Annotated in this window: 16 protein-coding genes; 11 read left to right on the top strand and 5 right to left on the bottom strand. The window is 52.2% G+C overall.

The window, feature by feature from the left end; all coding sequences use genetic code 11:
* Positions 1–3 precede the first annotated feature (3 nt).
* Both mlaE and mlaF read right to left on the bottom strand, forming a co-directional pair.
* Positions 4–777 (bottom strand): lipid asymmetry maintenance ABC transporter permease subunit MlaE, encoded by a 774-nt coding sequence (mlaE, locus tag Q3V30_RS02565; RefSeq protein WP_306210182.1) that lies wholly within the window; start codon positions 775–777, stop codon positions 4–6.
* Positions 778–780: 3 nt separating this feature from the next.
* On the bottom strand, positions 781–1596 hold the full coding sequence (gene mlaF / locus Q3V30_RS02560; protein WP_306210180.1) for a phospholipid ABC transporter ATP-binding protein MlaF: 816 nt from the start codon (positions 1594–1596) through the stop codon (positions 781–783).
* 224 nt (positions 1597–1820) lie between these two features.
* Here mlaF and Q3V30_RS02555 point away from each other — a divergent pair, with 224 nt between their 5' ends.
* The 11 genes from Q3V30_RS02555 (at position 1821) to npr (ending at position 9905) form a co-directional block, all read left to right on the top strand.
* A complete protein-coding gene (locus tag Q3V30_RS02555) occupies positions 1821–2801 on the top strand; it encodes a calcium/sodium antiporter (protein WP_306210177.1) in 981 nt (326 codons plus the stop codon).
* A 15-nt stretch (positions 2802–2816) separates the two neighbouring features.
* A complete protein-coding gene (gene kdsD, locus Q3V30_RS02550) occupies positions 2817–3803 on the top strand; it encodes an arabinose-5-phosphate isomerase KdsD (protein WP_306210175.1) in 987 nt (328 codons plus the stop codon).
* Between the two features lie 17 nt (positions 3804–3820).
* Positions 3821–4387, top strand: coding sequence for a 3-deoxy-manno-octulosonate-8-phosphatase KdsC (gene kdsC, locus Q3V30_RS02545; RefSeq protein WP_306210174.1), 567 nt, complete (start codon positions 3821–3823; stop codon positions 4385–4387).
* Positions 4384–4953 (top strand): LPS export ABC transporter periplasmic protein LptC, encoded by a 570-nt coding sequence (gene lptC, locus Q3V30_RS02540; protein ID WP_306210172.1) that lies wholly within the window; start codon positions 4384–4386, stop codon positions 4951–4953. Before kdsC ends, lptC begins: the two co-directional genes overlap by 4 nt.
* Positions 4931–5479 carry a lipopolysaccharide ABC transporter substrate-binding protein LptA gene (gene lptA, locus Q3V30_RS02535; RefSeq protein WP_306210170.1) on the top strand — a complete coding sequence of 183 codons (549 nt, stop codon included), beginning with the start codon at positions 4931–4933 and terminating at the stop codon, positions 5477–5479. The genes lptC and lptA overlap by 23 nt, the downstream gene beginning before the upstream one ends.
* Before the next feature lie 6 nt (positions 5480–5485).
* Positions 5486–6211, top strand: a complete 726-nt coding sequence (lptB, locus tag Q3V30_RS02530) for an LPS export ABC transporter ATP-binding protein (RefSeq protein WP_306210168.1) — start codon at positions 5486–5488, stop codon at positions 6209–6211.
* Positions 6212–6259: 48 nt separating this feature from the next.
* Entirely contained in the window at positions 6260–7693 is a 1434-nt protein-coding gene (gene rpoN / locus Q3V30_RS02525; protein WP_306210165.1) for an RNA polymerase factor sigma-54, read from the top strand.
* A gap of 22 nt (positions 7694–7715) precedes the next feature.
* A complete protein-coding gene (hpf, locus tag Q3V30_RS02520) occupies positions 7716–8003 on the top strand; it encodes a ribosome hibernation promoting factor (RefSeq protein WP_306210163.1) in 288 nt (95 codons plus the stop codon).
* Positions 8004–8204: 201 nt separating this feature from the next.
* Positions 8205–8687, top strand: coding sequence for a PTS IIA-like nitrogen regulatory protein PtsN (gene ptsN / locus Q3V30_RS02515; protein ID WP_306213038.1), 483 nt, complete (start codon positions 8205–8207; stop codon positions 8685–8687).
* Positions 8688–8784: 97 nt separating this feature from the next.
* Entirely contained in the window at positions 8785–9636 is an 852-nt protein-coding gene (gene rapZ, locus Q3V30_RS02510; protein ID WP_306210161.1) for an RNase adapter RapZ, read from the top strand.
* The gene (gene npr / locus Q3V30_RS02505; protein WP_306210159.1) at positions 9633–9905 is read left to right on the top strand and encodes a PTS phosphocarrier protein NPr; all 273 of its coding nucleotides are present in this window, start codon (positions 9633–9635) and stop codon (positions 9903–9905) included. The genes rapZ and npr overlap by 4 nt, the downstream gene beginning before the upstream one ends.
* A 46-nt stretch (positions 9906–9951) precedes the next feature.
* Here the strand turns inward: npr and mtgA are convergent, their stop codons facing one another.
* From mtgA to arcB, 3 genes are all read right to left on the bottom strand, one after another.
* Positions 9952–10674 carry a monofunctional biosynthetic peptidoglycan transglycosylase gene (gene mtgA / locus Q3V30_RS02500; RefSeq protein WP_306210157.1) on the bottom strand — a complete coding sequence of 241 codons (723 nt, stop codon included), beginning with the start codon at positions 10672–10674 and terminating at the stop codon, positions 9952–9954.
* Between the two features lie 640 nt (positions 10675–11314).
* Positions 11315–11551, bottom strand: coding sequence for a hypothetical protein (locus Q3V30_RS02495; protein WP_306210155.1), 237 nt, complete (start codon positions 11549–11551; stop codon positions 11315–11317).
* The gene (arcB, locus tag Q3V30_RS02490) at positions 11548–13878 is read right to left on the bottom strand and encodes an aerobic respiration two-component sensor histidine kinase ArcB (protein ID WP_306210153.1); all 2331 of its coding nucleotides are present in this window, start codon (positions 13876–13878) and stop codon (positions 11548–11550) included. The genes Q3V30_RS02495 and arcB overlap by 4 nt, the downstream gene beginning before the upstream one ends.
* Positions 13879–14796: the final 918 nt, after the last annotated feature.

Here is a 14796-nt window from a genome sequence, read left to right as displayed (position 1 = left end):
GAATCAGTTCCCAAACATCAGTGCAGTCAGCACAAAATCTAAACCGAGTACCGCCAGAGAGGCGTGTACCACAGTGCGAGTGGTTGCCCGGCTAATCCCTTCTGAAGTGGGGATAGCATCATAGCCGTTAAACAGGGCTATCCAGGTGACCGTAAAGGCGAACACCGCACTTTTGATCACGCAGTTCACCACGTCAGCGCGAACGTCAACGGCATTTTGCATTGCCGACCAGAAGAACCCGCTGTCGATCCCTTTCCAGCTCACGCCAACGATGGCACCGCCCATAATGCCCACCGCCACAAAGATTAGCGTCAGCAACGGCATGCTGATGAAACCAGCCCAGAAACGAGGTGAAATAATGCGCCGCAGAGGATCAACCGCCATCATCTCCATACTGGAGAGCTGTTCGGTAGCTTTCATCAGCCCTATTTCAGCCGTGAGCGCCGAACCTGCCCGTCCGGCAAACAGCAACGCTGTCACCACTGGACCGAGTTCGCGCAGCAGCGAAAGCGCCACCAGCATGCCAAGGCTGCTGTCAGCGCCATAGGTGTTCAATACCAGATAGCCCTGCAAGCCCAGCACCATGCCGATAAACAGACCCGACACCACAATAATTAGCAGCGAAAGCACGCCAATACTGTAGAGCTGTTTTACCACCAGCGGCGCATGTTTTCGGAAGCGCGGAATGCCTACCAGCGCATGAAAGAGCATTAATCCTGCGCGGCCAAAGGAAGCGCAGGTATTGATTCCCTGCCGTCCCAGTGCACGTAATAACATCTGTTAGTTAACTCCCTGACCGGTTAAGTCTTGCAGATAATCCCCTGCAGGAAAACGAAACGGTACCGGACCATCGGCGATACCATCGATAAACTGACGTACGCGTGCGTCTTCATTTTCATGCAGCGCCTTAGCCGTGCCCTGAGCGATAACTTTCTGCCCGGCAATGATATAGGCGTAGTCGGCAATGCTCAGCACTTCCGGCACGTCGTGCGAAACCACGATACAGGTCATGCCCAGGGAGTGGTTAAGCTCATCGATAAGTTTAACCAGCACGCCCATGGTGATGGGATCCTGTCCGACAAATGGCTCATCGAACATAATCAGGTCGGGCTCCAGCGCAATAGCGCGCGCCAGGGCAGCGCGGCGAGCCATGCCTCCAGAGAGTTCCGAAGGTTTCAGCTGCGCGGCTCCGCGCAACCCAACCGCTTCCAGCTTCATCATAACCGTACTGTGTAGCAGCTGTGGGGGAAGTTGCGTATGTTCACGCAGCGGCCAGGCGACGTTATCAAAGACACTGAGGTCGGTAAACAGCGCCCCAGACTGAAACAGCATGCTCATCTTTTTTCGCGCTTCATATAAGCGCGAACGAGACAGGCTGGGAATGTTTTCACCGTTGAACCAGATTTCACCCCGGTCCGGGCGTAACTGCCCGCCAATAAGGCGTAACAGGGTAGTTTTACCGATGCCTGATGGCCCCATAATGGCCGTCACTTTCCCTTTTGGAACCGTCAGCGAGATGTTATCGAATACAGGCCGATCGCCACGCGCAAAGCTCACGCCGCGAACATCAACCAAATTCGTTTCCGTCTGGCTCATAGTTATCTCTCCACGATTTCAGGCGTATAATTTAGTTCTGATGGTAACGTAAAACCTATCAGTCACGACACTTTTACAGAAACTTACCTCGCAGACGTGGCTAAAGTTGGCATAAGTTTTACTTTTTGCTTTCAGACCGTCAAAATCAGCACATTAACTTAACGCCCTTGCTTTACACGTCGCGCAAGGCGAGCCGACGATTATACCCGATCAAAGGACACTTCATGCTCGTAGCAATAGCACTATTAGTTATCGGTCTAGTTTTGCTGGTCTATGGTGCAGATCGTCTGGTATTCAGCGCCGCTATTTTGAGCCGGGCGTTAGGCATCCCTCCTTTGATTATTGGCATGACGGTGGTAGGCATTGGCACCTCGTTACCTGAGCTGATTGTCTCTTTCTCGGCAGCGATGCATGGACAGATGGATATCGCCGTGGGTACCGCTATGGGGTCGAATATCACCAATATTCTGCTGATTCTTGGCGGGGCCGCGCTGCTCCATCCGCTGACTGTCCACTCCAATCTGGTCAGGCGTGAACTGCCGCTGATGCTGCTGGTGACGCTGTTGTGCGGCGTCATGCTGTTTGATAATAATCTCAGTCGCCATGACGGTTTGGCGCTGATCGCTATCGCCATTGCTTACTTACTCTTCATTATAAAAATTGCGCGGAAAGCGGAGCGTGAAAACAACGATTCACTTACGCGTGAGCAGCTGGCTGAACTGCCACAGGATGACAGCGGCAACACGGTGGCGTTTTTGTGGCTGGCGGTTGCCTTAATTATTCTCCCTATGTCGACGCGGATGGTGATTGATAATGCCACCGTGATTGCGGACTTCTTTGGCATCAGCGAACTGGTTATCGGTCTGACGCTGATTTCAGTGGGCACCAGTCTGCCTGAACTCGCCACGGTGATAGCCGGCGCGTTGAAAGGTGAAGATGATATCGCAATCGGCAATCTGATTGGCTCTAACATCTACAATATTGCCATTGTGCTGGGCGTTCCGGCACTGATTCATCCGGGCGATATTGATATACACGCTTTTGCCCGGGATTACTGGGTAATGCTCGGCGTTAGTGCGCTCTTTACCTTGATCTGCTTACAACGCAGCCGCTGTATTGGCCGCGTGGCTGGCGCACTGCTGCTTTCTGGTTTTGTGGCCTGGGTTGCCCTGCTCTACTGGCTGCCCTCCGCTACCCTCTGGTAAAAAGGAATGGAAAATATGGCACCTGGCAATCCTGAACCCGGGTTTGACTTTCAGCAGGCTGGAAAAGATGTTCTGACCATTGAGCGTCAGGGACTTGAGCAGCTCGACCAGTACATCAACGACGATTTTACTCAGGCTTGTGAACGCATTTACAGCTGCCTGGGGAAAGTAGTGGTGATGGGAATAGGCAAATCGGGCCATATCGGCAAAAAGATGGCCGCTACCTTTGCCAGCACCGGCACCCCGGCTTTCTTTGTCCACCCTGCCGAAGCGAGCCATGGCGATCTGGGCATGGTCAGCGCGGGCGATATCGTGATTGCCATCTCCAACTCCGGCGAGTCTTCAGAAATTCTGGCCCTGATCCCGGTACTCAAACGGCTGCGCGTGTCGTTGATCTGCATGACCAGCAAACCCGACAGCGCAATGGGCCGTGCCGCTGATATCCATCTCTGTGTTAAAGTACCGCAGGAAGCCTGCCCGTTGGGCCTGGCCCCCACCTCCAGCACGACGGCTACGCTGGTGATGGGTGACGCCCTGGCCGTGGCCCTACTGAAAGCGCGAGGCTTCACCGCTGAAGATTTTGCCCTTTCCCATCCGGGCGGCGCACTGGGTCGTAAGCTGCTGCTCACCGTCAATGATATTATGCATACTGGCGACGAGATCCCCCATGTCAGCCGGGATGCCTCGCTGCGCGATGCTCTGCTGGAAATAACCCGTAAAAACATGGGCATGACGGTGATTTGCAATGACCTGATGAAAATCGAAGGCATCTTCACCGACGGTGATTTACGTCGGGTATTTGATATGGGTATCGATATCCAGACGGCCAGCATCGCCAGCGTTATGACCACCGGCGGCATTCGGGTGCGCCCTAATGTGCTGGCTGTGGATGCGCTGAACCTGATGCAGAGCCGCAACATTACGGCGGTGATGGTGGCGGATGGCGACCTGCTGCTGGGCGTGGTGCATATGCATGACATGCTGCGCGCTGGCGTGGTTTAACAAGGAACAAGAGACAAATGAGTACTGTTACAGGCTGGGTAAAAACCTGCTATGGCGACGTAAGCCAGGAAGTGATGAACCGCGCGCGCAATATCAGGCTGCTGATCTGTGATGTTGACGGCGTGATGTCGGATGGCGTGATTTATCAGGGCAATAATGGCGAAGAGCTGAAGGCGTTCAACGTTCGCGATGGTTACGGTATCCGCTGCCTGCTGACCTCCGATGTGGAGGTCGCCATTATCACTGGCCGTAAAGCAAAACTGCTGGAAGATCGCTGTGCAACGCTCGGGATTACGCATCTTTACCAGGGACAAACCGATAAGCTTTTGGCCTTCCGCGAACTTCTGGATACACTAGCACTTCGCCCCGAACAGGTGGCATATATTGGCGACGACCTGATTGACTGGCCGGTGATGGCGGAATCGGGTCTTAGCGTCGCCGTGGCTGATGCCCATCCGGTTCTGCTGCCCCGTGCAAACTATGTCACTCGCATTGCGGGCGGACGCGGAGCCGTTCGTGAGATTTGCGATCTGATTTTGATGGCACAGGACAAGTTTGATGAAGCCAAAGGGCAGTCTGTATGAGTAAAACCAGACGTTGGATTACGTTGTTACTGGCGCTGGTGGCCATCGTGCTGATCGGCTGGAACCTGGCGGGACCGGACGATAACGGAACGTCGGTTGCCGGCAACGATCAGGAACCCACCTATACCAGCCAGACCTCTAATACGGTGGTTTACAACCCGCAGGGCGCCCTGAGCTACAAGCTTGTCTCCGATAAAGTCACCTATTTTTCCGCAGAAGCCGTCAGCTGGTTCGATAACCCGGTGATGACCACCTACGATGAAAATAAAATTCCGACCTGGTCCGTGCGTGCCGACAAAGCCAAACTGACCAATGACCGTATGCTCTATCTCTATGGTCACGTTGAGGTCAACAGCCTGACGCAAGACGCTCAACTTGAGCGGATTAAGACCGATAATGCCGTAGTAAACCTCGTGACGCAGGATGTCACATCGGAAGATCAGGTGACGCTTTATGGCCGTAGCTTTAACTCTACGGGGATGAAGATGCGTGGAAATTTACGGAAGAAAACTGCCGAGTTGATTGAAAAGGTCAAAACCTCTTATGAAATCCAAAATGAAAAATAATCTTAAGTTTCTGACGCTCGGCCTGCTGCTGGCTGCCAGTCTTCCAGCCCTGGCGCTGACCGGAGACTCCGAAAAGCCGGTCAATGTTGACTCAGAAAATCAGGCTCTCGATATGCAGGGCAACGTGGCGACCTTTACGGGTAACGTCATTGTCACCCAGGGTTCGATCAAAATCACCGCGGATAAAGTGGTCGTCACCCGTCCTGGCGGCGACAGCAATAAAACTATCGTGGATGCCTATGGCAACCCGGCCACCTTCTATCAGCTGCAGGATGATGGTAAACCGGTGAAAGGCCATGCGCAGAAAATGCATTACGAGCTGGCGAAAGACTTTGTCGAGCTGACGGGTAACGCTTATCTGGAGCAGCTCGACAGCAACGTGAAGGGCGACCGCATCACCTATCTGGTAAAAGAGCAGAAGATGCAGGCTTACGGCAGCAGCGGCAAGCGCGTAACCACGGTGCTGGTCCCTTCTCAGCTGCAGGATAAAGGCACCCAGTCCTCCGGACAAAAAAAGAGTAACTAATCAGCTATGGCTACTTTAATTGCGGAAAACCTGGCGAAGGCTTACAAAGGCCGACGCGTGGTCGAAGATGTCAGTTTACAGGTCAAATCCGGCGAGATTGTTGGCCTGCTTGGCCCTAACGGCGCGGGCAAAACCACCACGTTTTACATGGTGGTAGGCATTGTGCCGCGTGATGCGGGCCGCATCATTATTGATGACGAAGATATCAGTATTCTGCCGCTGCACGCTCGTGCACGCCGCGGGATTGGTTATTTGCCGCAGGAAGCGTCGATTTTTCGCCGCCTGAGCGTCTACGACAACTTAATGGCCGTGCTGCAGATCCGCGAAGATCTGACTACTGAGCAGCGTGAAGATCGTGCCAACGAGCTGATGAATGAGTTCCACATTGAGCATCTGCGTAACAGTCTGGGGCAGGCGTTGTCAGGGGGAGAGCGTCGTCGCGTCGAGATCGCTCGCGCCCTTGCGGCCAACCCGAAATTCATTCTGCTTGATGAGCCTTTTGCAGGCGTCGATCCTATCTCCGTTATCGATATTAAAAAAATCATCGAGCACCTGCGCGACAGCGGGCTGGGCGTGCTGATCACCGATCACAACGTGCGTGAAACGCTGGCGGTGTGTGAGCGTGCCTATATCGTAAGCCAGGGGCATTTGATCGCACACGGCTCGCCAGAAGAGATTCTGGAGGATGAACAAGTTAAGCGAGTCTATTTGGGCGAAGAGTTCAGACTCTGATAAGGTGTTAAAACCCGGTAAGATTTTCGAGGAATCAGTATCCTGAATATGAAGCAAGGTTTGCAACTCAGGCTTAGCCAACAGCTTGCCATGACGCCACAACTGCAACAGGCCATCCGTCTGTTGCAGCTCTCTACGCTTGAACTACAGCAGGAAATTCAGCTGGCGCTGGAAAGTAACCCGTTGCTTGAACAAACCGACATTCATGAGGAAGTGGACGCGCGCGAGTATCAGGAGAAAGAGGCGCTGGATACCCGGGAAGCGCTGGAACAGAAGGATATGCCGGAAGAGCTTCCTCTGGATGCGACCTGGGATGAGATCTACACCGCCGGCACGCCTTCAGGCACCGGCACTGATTACCATGATGATGAGCTGCCGGTCTATCAGGGCGAAACCACGCAAACGCTACAGGACTACCTGATGTGGCAGGTTGAGCTGACGCCCTTTACCGAGACCGACCGGGCGATAGCGACCTCGATTGTTGATGCCGTGGATGAAACGGGTTATCTCACCGCCTCCCTGGAGGAGATCCTGGACAGCATCGGTAACGATGAGCTGAGCATGGACGAAGTGGAGGCGGTGTTAAAACGCGTCCAGCGCTTTGACCCGGTGGGCGTTTGCGCCCGCGATCTGCGTGATTGTCTGTTGGTGCAGCTTTCGCAGTTCGCTCCAGACGCGCCAAGCCTGAAAGAAGCACGGCTGATTGTCAGCGAACATCTGGATCTGCTGGCTAATCATGATTTCCGCAGCCTGATGCGCGTCACGCGGCTGAAAGAAGATGTGTTAAAAATGGCGATGCAGGTTATCCAGACGCTGGATCCGCGCCCTGGTCAGTCGATCAATACTACCGAGCCGGAATATGTCATCCCGGACGTACTGGTACGCAAAATGGGTCAGCGCTGGATGGTTGAACTCAATTCAGAGAGCGTGCCAAGACTAAAAATCAATCAGCAGTACGCTGCGCTTAGCGGGACCACCCGCAATGACAGCGACAGCCAGTTTATTCGCAGTAATCTGCAGGAAGCGAAATGGCTGATTAAAAGTCTGGAAAGCCGAAACGATACGCTGCTGAAAGTCACGCGTTGTATCGTCGATCAGCAGCAGGCCTTTTTCGAACAGGGCGAAGAGTTTATGCGCCCGATGGTGCTGGCCGACATTGCCAGCGCTGTAGAGATGCATGAATCCACTATTTCCCGCGTGACCACGCAGAAGTATCTGCACAGCCCACGCGGTATTTTTGAACTGAAGTATTTTTTCTCCAGTCACGTCAGTACCGAGGGAGGAGGCGAAGCTTCCTCCACGGCGATCCGTGCATTGGTTAAAAAATTAATCTCGGCGGAGAATCCCGCCAAACCTCTGAGCGACAGTAAGCTCACCACTCTGCTTTCCGATCAGGGGATCATGGTGGCGCGCCGTACCGTCGCGAAGTACCGAGAGTCTTTATCCATCCCGCCCTCAAACCAGCGTAAACAGCTGGTCTGAACGAACAGATAAGGAAGAGCATATGCAACTCAATATCACTGGCCATAAAGTGGAAATCACTGAACCATTACGGGATTTCGTTACCACCAAATTTGCCAAGCTGGAGCAATACTTTGACCATATCAACCAGGTCTACATTGTTCTGAAGGTCGAAAAGGTCACGCAGATAGCGGATGCTACGCTACATGTGAACGGCGGTGAGTTGCATGCCACCTCGGAAGAAAAAGATATGTACGCGGCGATCGACGGCCTGATGGATAAGCTGACGCGCCAACTTAATAAACACAAAGACAAGCTGAAGCAGCACTAAATTTCACTCAAACATTGATTATTTCTTCGTCACCCTTATTTAACAATGAGTGGTGACGTATGATAGCCGGCTCGTTTCCTTTCAGGAGCGGGCCGTTAATCAATCGGCCGTGCGGTCGTGCCTTAGCCCCCTCTCCCCTTCAGGGGTCAGAAAGGTTAAGTCATTTTGCCAGGCAGAAGTGAACACGTAAGTGAAACTATGATGAACAATGAATTAACACTGGAACTGAGCTCGGTCCTGAGCGTCTCCTGCACCCGCAGCGGCGTACATTGCCAGAGTAAGAAGCGGGCGCTGGAAATCATCAGCGAGCTGGCGGCTAAGCAGCTGAACCTTCCGCACCAGACCATCTTTGAAGCGATTCTGACTCGTGAACGCATGGGAAGTACCGGCATCGGGAATGGCATCGCTATTCCGCACGGCAAGCTGGTTGAAGATACCCTGCGTGCGGTAGGCGTTTTTATTCGCCTGGATCAGCCTATTGCTTTTGATGCTATTGATAATCAACCAGTGGATCTGCTTTTCGCCTTACTGGTGCCAGCCGATCAGTGCAAAACCCACCTGCACACGCTTTCGCTGGTAGCAAAACGTCTGGCGGATAAAACTGTCTGCCGTCGCTTACGCGCGGCCCAGACGGATGAAGAACTTTACGAAATCATGGCGGAAAGCCCTGAAGAGAGCCACTGATGCCACCGGGCTGGCTGATACCGGCTCATGGCAGCCTCTGGCCGACACGGGCGCCGGGTGAAAAGCCTGAGAACAGGCAAAATCGGGAGAATAAGTCATGGTGCTGATGATTGTCAGCGGTCGATCGGGATCGGGTAAATCTGTCGCCTTAAGAGCGCTGGAGGACATGGGCTTTTACTGCGTGGATAACTTACCCGTAGTTTTACTCCCTGAGCTGGCGAACTCTCTGGCCGACAGGAATATCTCTGCGGCGGTCAGCATCGACGTGCGCAACATGCCTGAGTCACCAGAAATTTTTGAGAAAGCCCTGACCAGTCTGCCGGCGTGTTTTTCACCTCAGCTGCTGTTTCTCGACGCCGATCGCAATACGCTAATCCGCCGTTACAGCGACACGCGCCGTCTGCATCCCCTCTCCAGCAAAAATCTCTCGCTGGAAAGCGCCATTGATGAAGAGAGCGATCTGCTCGAGCCCTTACGCTCGCGAGCGGATCTCATTGTCGATACTTCAGAGATGTCAGTACATGAGCTGGCTGAGATGCTGCGCACGCGTTTACTGGGCAAACGAGAGCGTGAGCTGACTATGGTGTTTGAATCCTTTGGCTTTAAGCACGGCATCCCTATTGATGCTGACTATGTCTTTGACGTTCGCTTTCTGCCGAACCCACACTGGGATCCTAAACTGCGCCCCATGACCGGTCTGGATCGACCCGTGGCTGCTTTCCTCGATCGTCACACTGAAGTCCATAACTTTATCTACCAGACGCGAAGCTACCTTGAACTGTGGCTGCCGATGCTGGAAACCAATAATCGCAGCTATCTTACCGTCGCCATCGGTTGTACCGGCGGCAAACATCGTTCTGTTTATATTGCCGAGCAGCTGGCTGATTACTTCCGCTCACGTGGAAAAAATGTGCAGTCCCGTCATCGTACGCTGGAAAAACGCAAATGACCGTCAGGCAAACCGTAGAGATCCAAAACAGGCTGGGAATGCATGCGCGCCCGGCAATGAAACTGTTTGAGCTGGTACAAAGTTTTGATGCCGAAGTGCTGCTGAGAAACGAAAGCGGTACCGAGGCGGAAGCCAGCAGCGTTATCGCCTTACTGATGCTCGATTCGGCAAAGGGAGGGCACATTGAAATTGAAGCTTCAGGTCCTCAGGAAGAGCAGGCGCTGAAAGCGGTTATTGAATTATTTAACGCAGGCTTCGACGAAGATTGATGGTATCAACAGGCATGAAGCACATATCATGCCTGCTGCACCCCGCCTACTTCAGCTTATGCTGAAGTAAGAACCCCTCGCCTCCAAGCTGCCGCATCTGACGTAAAATCCACTGCTGCCGCTGACGAACATAGCCTGAAGGCGCGCTGGCCCTGAAGCGGATGGGGTTGGGCAACACTGCCGCCAGCAACGCCGCTTCTGACATCGTCAACCGGCTTGCCGGTTTATGAAAGTAGCGCTGCGCAGCGGCTTCAACGCCAAAGACGCCTTCACCAAATTCGGCAACATTAAGATAAACCGTCAGGATACGCCTTTTCGTCCATACCGTTTCAATCCCCACCGTTAATCCCGCTTCCAGCCCCTTCCGTACCCAGCTTCTTCCATCCCATAAAAAGAGATTCTTGGCCGTTTGCTGGGAAAGCGTGGAAGCCCCACGGATCCTTCCGCCGCCTTCACTGTCCAGTACGGACTGAATGGCCTCTACATCAAAGCCCCAGTGGTCAGGAAACTTCTGGTCTTCCGAGGCGATAACAGCGAGCGGCATCCAGGGTGAAATGGCATCCATACTTACCCAGTCGGAGTGGGCGACATAACCGAAATCGCCCCTTAACAAGGCACCAGCCTGCCTTTCAGCCATCACTGCGGAGAAGGGAACCGGGAGAAAAGAGAAAAGAATAATCCCCGCAACCCAGAAACCCACCACGGTAAAAACAGCCCGTAGAAGCCAGGATTTAAGACGATGAAACCCCTTTTTTTGAGACGCTCTCATACAATAATATCCATAACTATCTTATCAATTCTCATCAGGGAAGCGCTCCGATCGCACCCGTTCTTGCAACGAATGCCCTCAGCAGATGAACGCTGTAAATAGCGTTCAGGCAGTTTATTCCCCAGCTTAATCCTAAATGTTCTATCTGCTTCAACCACTTCCGCACTTAAGGAATCGGTTCCATACCTGAAACGAACCTTTTTTCCCTGTTACGGTAAAGCGAATAATTACCGTTAAAGATGAAAAAGAATGATTTACAACGCTTATAAATTTCATGCGTAAGCTTTTGCAAAATTCATCTTAAGAGGGAGGAAACCCATTAAGAATCTCTACCCGACCTTTTAACATGCCCTTTTAACGGCTGATTTCTCCCGATTGTTAAAGCCGTTTAAAACGCCTGAATCAATCGGTCTTATCTTGTGTGAACGCTTCCCGGTGTTGCCATGAGGCGCAACCGAGAGCCGAGACCCTGATCTCATAAAAAGAACATGTTATACAAACAGTTAAACTTTACGGATTTATGGCAAATTTTATTAGCATCTCTGCTAGCGCCCTTAACATCTTCGGCAGGCAGGCGTTAAAGAATAAGCCCTGAAATTTGTCATATTTGTGCAAAAAACAGTCAATTTAACGGGAAAAATCATTTCCCGCTTGACTGTGTTATCAAATTAATGTTTTCTGTCTGAAATCGCTGCTCAACATCACACATTTTAATGAATCTCGTAACAGGTGATGCAGGATTTGCTAAGGTACTTCCTGAGCGTTTTACCCAATACCGCGCCTGTGCTTTTAAACTCTTCTTCTCAGAATAGCGCAGGTTACCCTTTTCCCTGGTGTTGGCGCAGTATTCGCGCACCCCGGCTTCGGTCGGGGTCATTTTTTTCCAGCGTCCGAAACCCATTCACGTAACACCGCCACATCGTTACGCCACTCCTGTTTGAGCTCATCGATCCACTCCTGCACATTGTCCCACCAGGCCGGCAGTTCAGGGCTCTGGATCTGCTTCGCCAGCTGCTGCAAATGCACCAGCCCGACCGATCCTGCTGCCCCTTTGATTTTATGCCCCTCTTCAGCAATCCCTTTCTGATCGCGCGCCATCATATTAGAGTCCAGCACTTCAAGGTAGCCAGGCATCATCTGTTCAAACATCTCCAGACTTTGATGGATAAGCTGGGGGCCAACCAGTTCGATATACTGTTCCAGCATCGCCACGTCCAACAGTCCCAGTTTCTTCTCGTCCACTTTTCGCTCCTCGTCATCTTCCTGCTGAAAATCCCAATACTTTTTGATGATGGCGGTCAGGGCGGGCACCGCCAGCGGCTTACTCAGCACATCATCCATTCCGGCATCCAGATACTCTTTTTTATCTTTCAGCACGTTGGCCGTCAGCGCGACCAGCGGCGGCAGATGACGATCGCCATAGCGCTGATGGATTTCCCTCGCCACATCCAGCCCTGTCATATCTGGCAGCTGAATATCCAGCAGCACCAGGTCAAACTCTTCCGGGTCGAACAGTTCAAGGGCTTCCCCACCCGTCATGGCCACTTCTACGCTGTTGCCGAGCTTCTCAAGCACCGAACGCGCGACCACTACGTTCAATTCAATATCTTCCACCAGCAGCACGTGGAGCGCAGGAAGCGGAAGATCGTCGTCAGGCTCTGCTTCCTCTGGCGCTTCTTCAAGACGTGGCGCATTAACCGTCAGCGTGAAGCAGGAGCCTGTACCCGGCGCGCTATGAACGCTGATATCTCCTCCCATACTCTGTGCAAGACGACGTGAGACCGCCAGACCAATTCCAGTCCCTGTAGCGGGTTTCCCGCCCCGCTGATCCTTCACCTGATAGTACATAGCGAAAATTTTATCCTGCTCATCCTGGGGGATGCCCATGCCGGAATCTTCCACTTCAAACCGCAGGCAGCTTTCTCCCTGGTAAGCCACCCGGACAACGATGCTGCCCTGCTGGGTAAACTTCACCGCATTCCCAATAAGGTTCCACAGGATCTGTCGCAGCCTGGTGCCATCGGTCATGATTTGGTGTGGGAGAGGAAGCTCGGGTTCCAGCACGAACTTCAGCCCCTTAGGCTGGACCAGTAAGCCGGAGAGATTTTCCAGATCGGTCAGGAAACCGGTGAAGTCAACCGGCTGGATATCCAGCTGGACTTTACGCCGCTCGATTTTGTCCATTTCGATCACGTCATTGAAAATGTTGCCCAGCGTGATGGCTGAGACGTGGATCGTTTTAAGATAATTAAGCTGCTCTTTGTTCAGCTCAGTATCCAGCAGAATGCGGCTTAATCCCACAATGCCATTAAGCGGCGTACGAAGCTCGTGGCTGATGGTGGAGATAAAAGTGGTCTTCTCCCTGCTGGCGTTCTCTAAAGCGTCCTGGTAGCGCTTACGTTCCGTTATATCGCGTCCAAAGCCCATCAGCCCGCTGCGTTTACCAATACGGTCGTAATAGGGGACTTTACGTATCTCAAAGCACGCTTTGCGCCCATCGGGATACTGCAGCCACTGCTCGTAGGTCAGCGATACGTTGTGGCGGAACACTTTGTCATCGGTTTCTAAAACTTTAGAGGCGGCATCATTGTCATATACGTCTCGCGGCGTCAGGCCAATAAGCTGTTTTTCACTTTTGCCCGTAAGCAGCTCCATGGCGCGGTTGCAGCCGGAAAACTGCTGATCAATGTTGCGATAGAAAACCAGGTCGGGAGAGGCATCAAGAAACGAACGCAGGAAGGAGGATTGTTGTTCAAGCTCGATTTGCGCCTCCTCACGCCTCGCCATCTCTTCCTTCAGCTTGGCCATCACCTGCAAACGCGCCTCTTCAGCTTTGATACGGTCAGCTATTTCCTGGTTCAGTTGGGTGATGTTTTCCTTCATCTGCTGATTCAGCTCAAGATCGCGGTGGCGCATCTCCTCAAGCTTATCAACCAGCCGGGATAAGCGCTGCCGGGACTCCTCAAGCTGTTCCACCACCACCGAGAGGAAGTAGACCGCCCAGGGGGTGATCAGTAAGCCAAAGAAGACCGAGCGGACCATGTCGATACTTTCAACATGGCCGCGCAGCACCATCGTCACCGCCATCTGGACGATCATCGCCAGAACAACCAGCGCAGAAGCCAGCAGCAAAGAGAAGCGCACCAGCCCTAACTTCACCATTAAATCGACGTAATATTGTGCCAACAGACGAATTTGTTTCATAAAAGGTTCCTTCCAGCCCGATAGGGCAATCATACCGTAAAAGCCTCCGGGACCCACGCAACCGTTCACGCTTTAATCGCACCATCATGGTGCAGCAGTGAGAAGAATTGCCTGCTTAAGCACTCGCCGTCTGGCGATATCAGGTAACGACAGGAAATAGATGGCGATTAATCACAACTTATTTACCTGACACAGGTTTCCTATTTCACAGGCGCTTTAAATAAATAGAGAGGAATGCGCTACTTCAGGCAGGCACAGAGATGGGGATCTGCGTTTATCAGGGTATTGTCTGTTCAGGCTGCGTGCTGTCTGGGTTTGCCCCTGAAACCTGCGAGGAAATCAGCCTTTTTATTTCTTTCAATAATGCTGTCATTTTTCTGTGGTAAAAGGGCTGACTCGTTATTTCAACTGCATAATCTGTGAGTCGTTCATCTCATCTTTTTTTCTGCCTGATGACGTCGGTTCAATGCGATAGCGAGCTTTTCACAGAGCAGCGCTCTCGCGATAACGAATAATCATTCACGTTTAGCGAAAATTTAATCAAGCCCAACATGATTAATTTTACTAATAACGAGCAGTTGTTTAATTCAAATAGGTGACAAGTTTAAAAACAGTACATTTCAGCAAATCACAGAAGATTGTCAGAACATTCTGCTACCAATATCCCTGGCACCAGCATGGTGCAGAGATTTGGCCACTGCACTACAGTGAGACAGCTCACACTTATTGCGGACTTTGCTGTTAAACTCCCACCATTAAAAAGCCTTACAAAAGCTTACATATCAGAAGGATAGCCAGGGTTAACACCCAAAAACCGTCCGTAAGAGTGCTATTTGACCTTAGTACGCTTTCCCGATAAGTTGGAAATCCGCTGGAAGCTTTCCTAACGGGCCAGTGTCTCGGCATATCTATGCAGCA

Origin of the sequence: Erwinia pyri (assembly GCF_030758455.1) — a bacterium.
Taxonomy (GTDB): domain Bacteria; phylum Pseudomonadota; class Gammaproteobacteria; order Enterobacterales; family Enterobacteriaceae; genus Erwinia; species Erwinia pyri.
The sequence above is the reverse complement of the archived record's forward strand: the minus strand, read 5'-3'. Positions and strand labels throughout refer to the sequence as shown.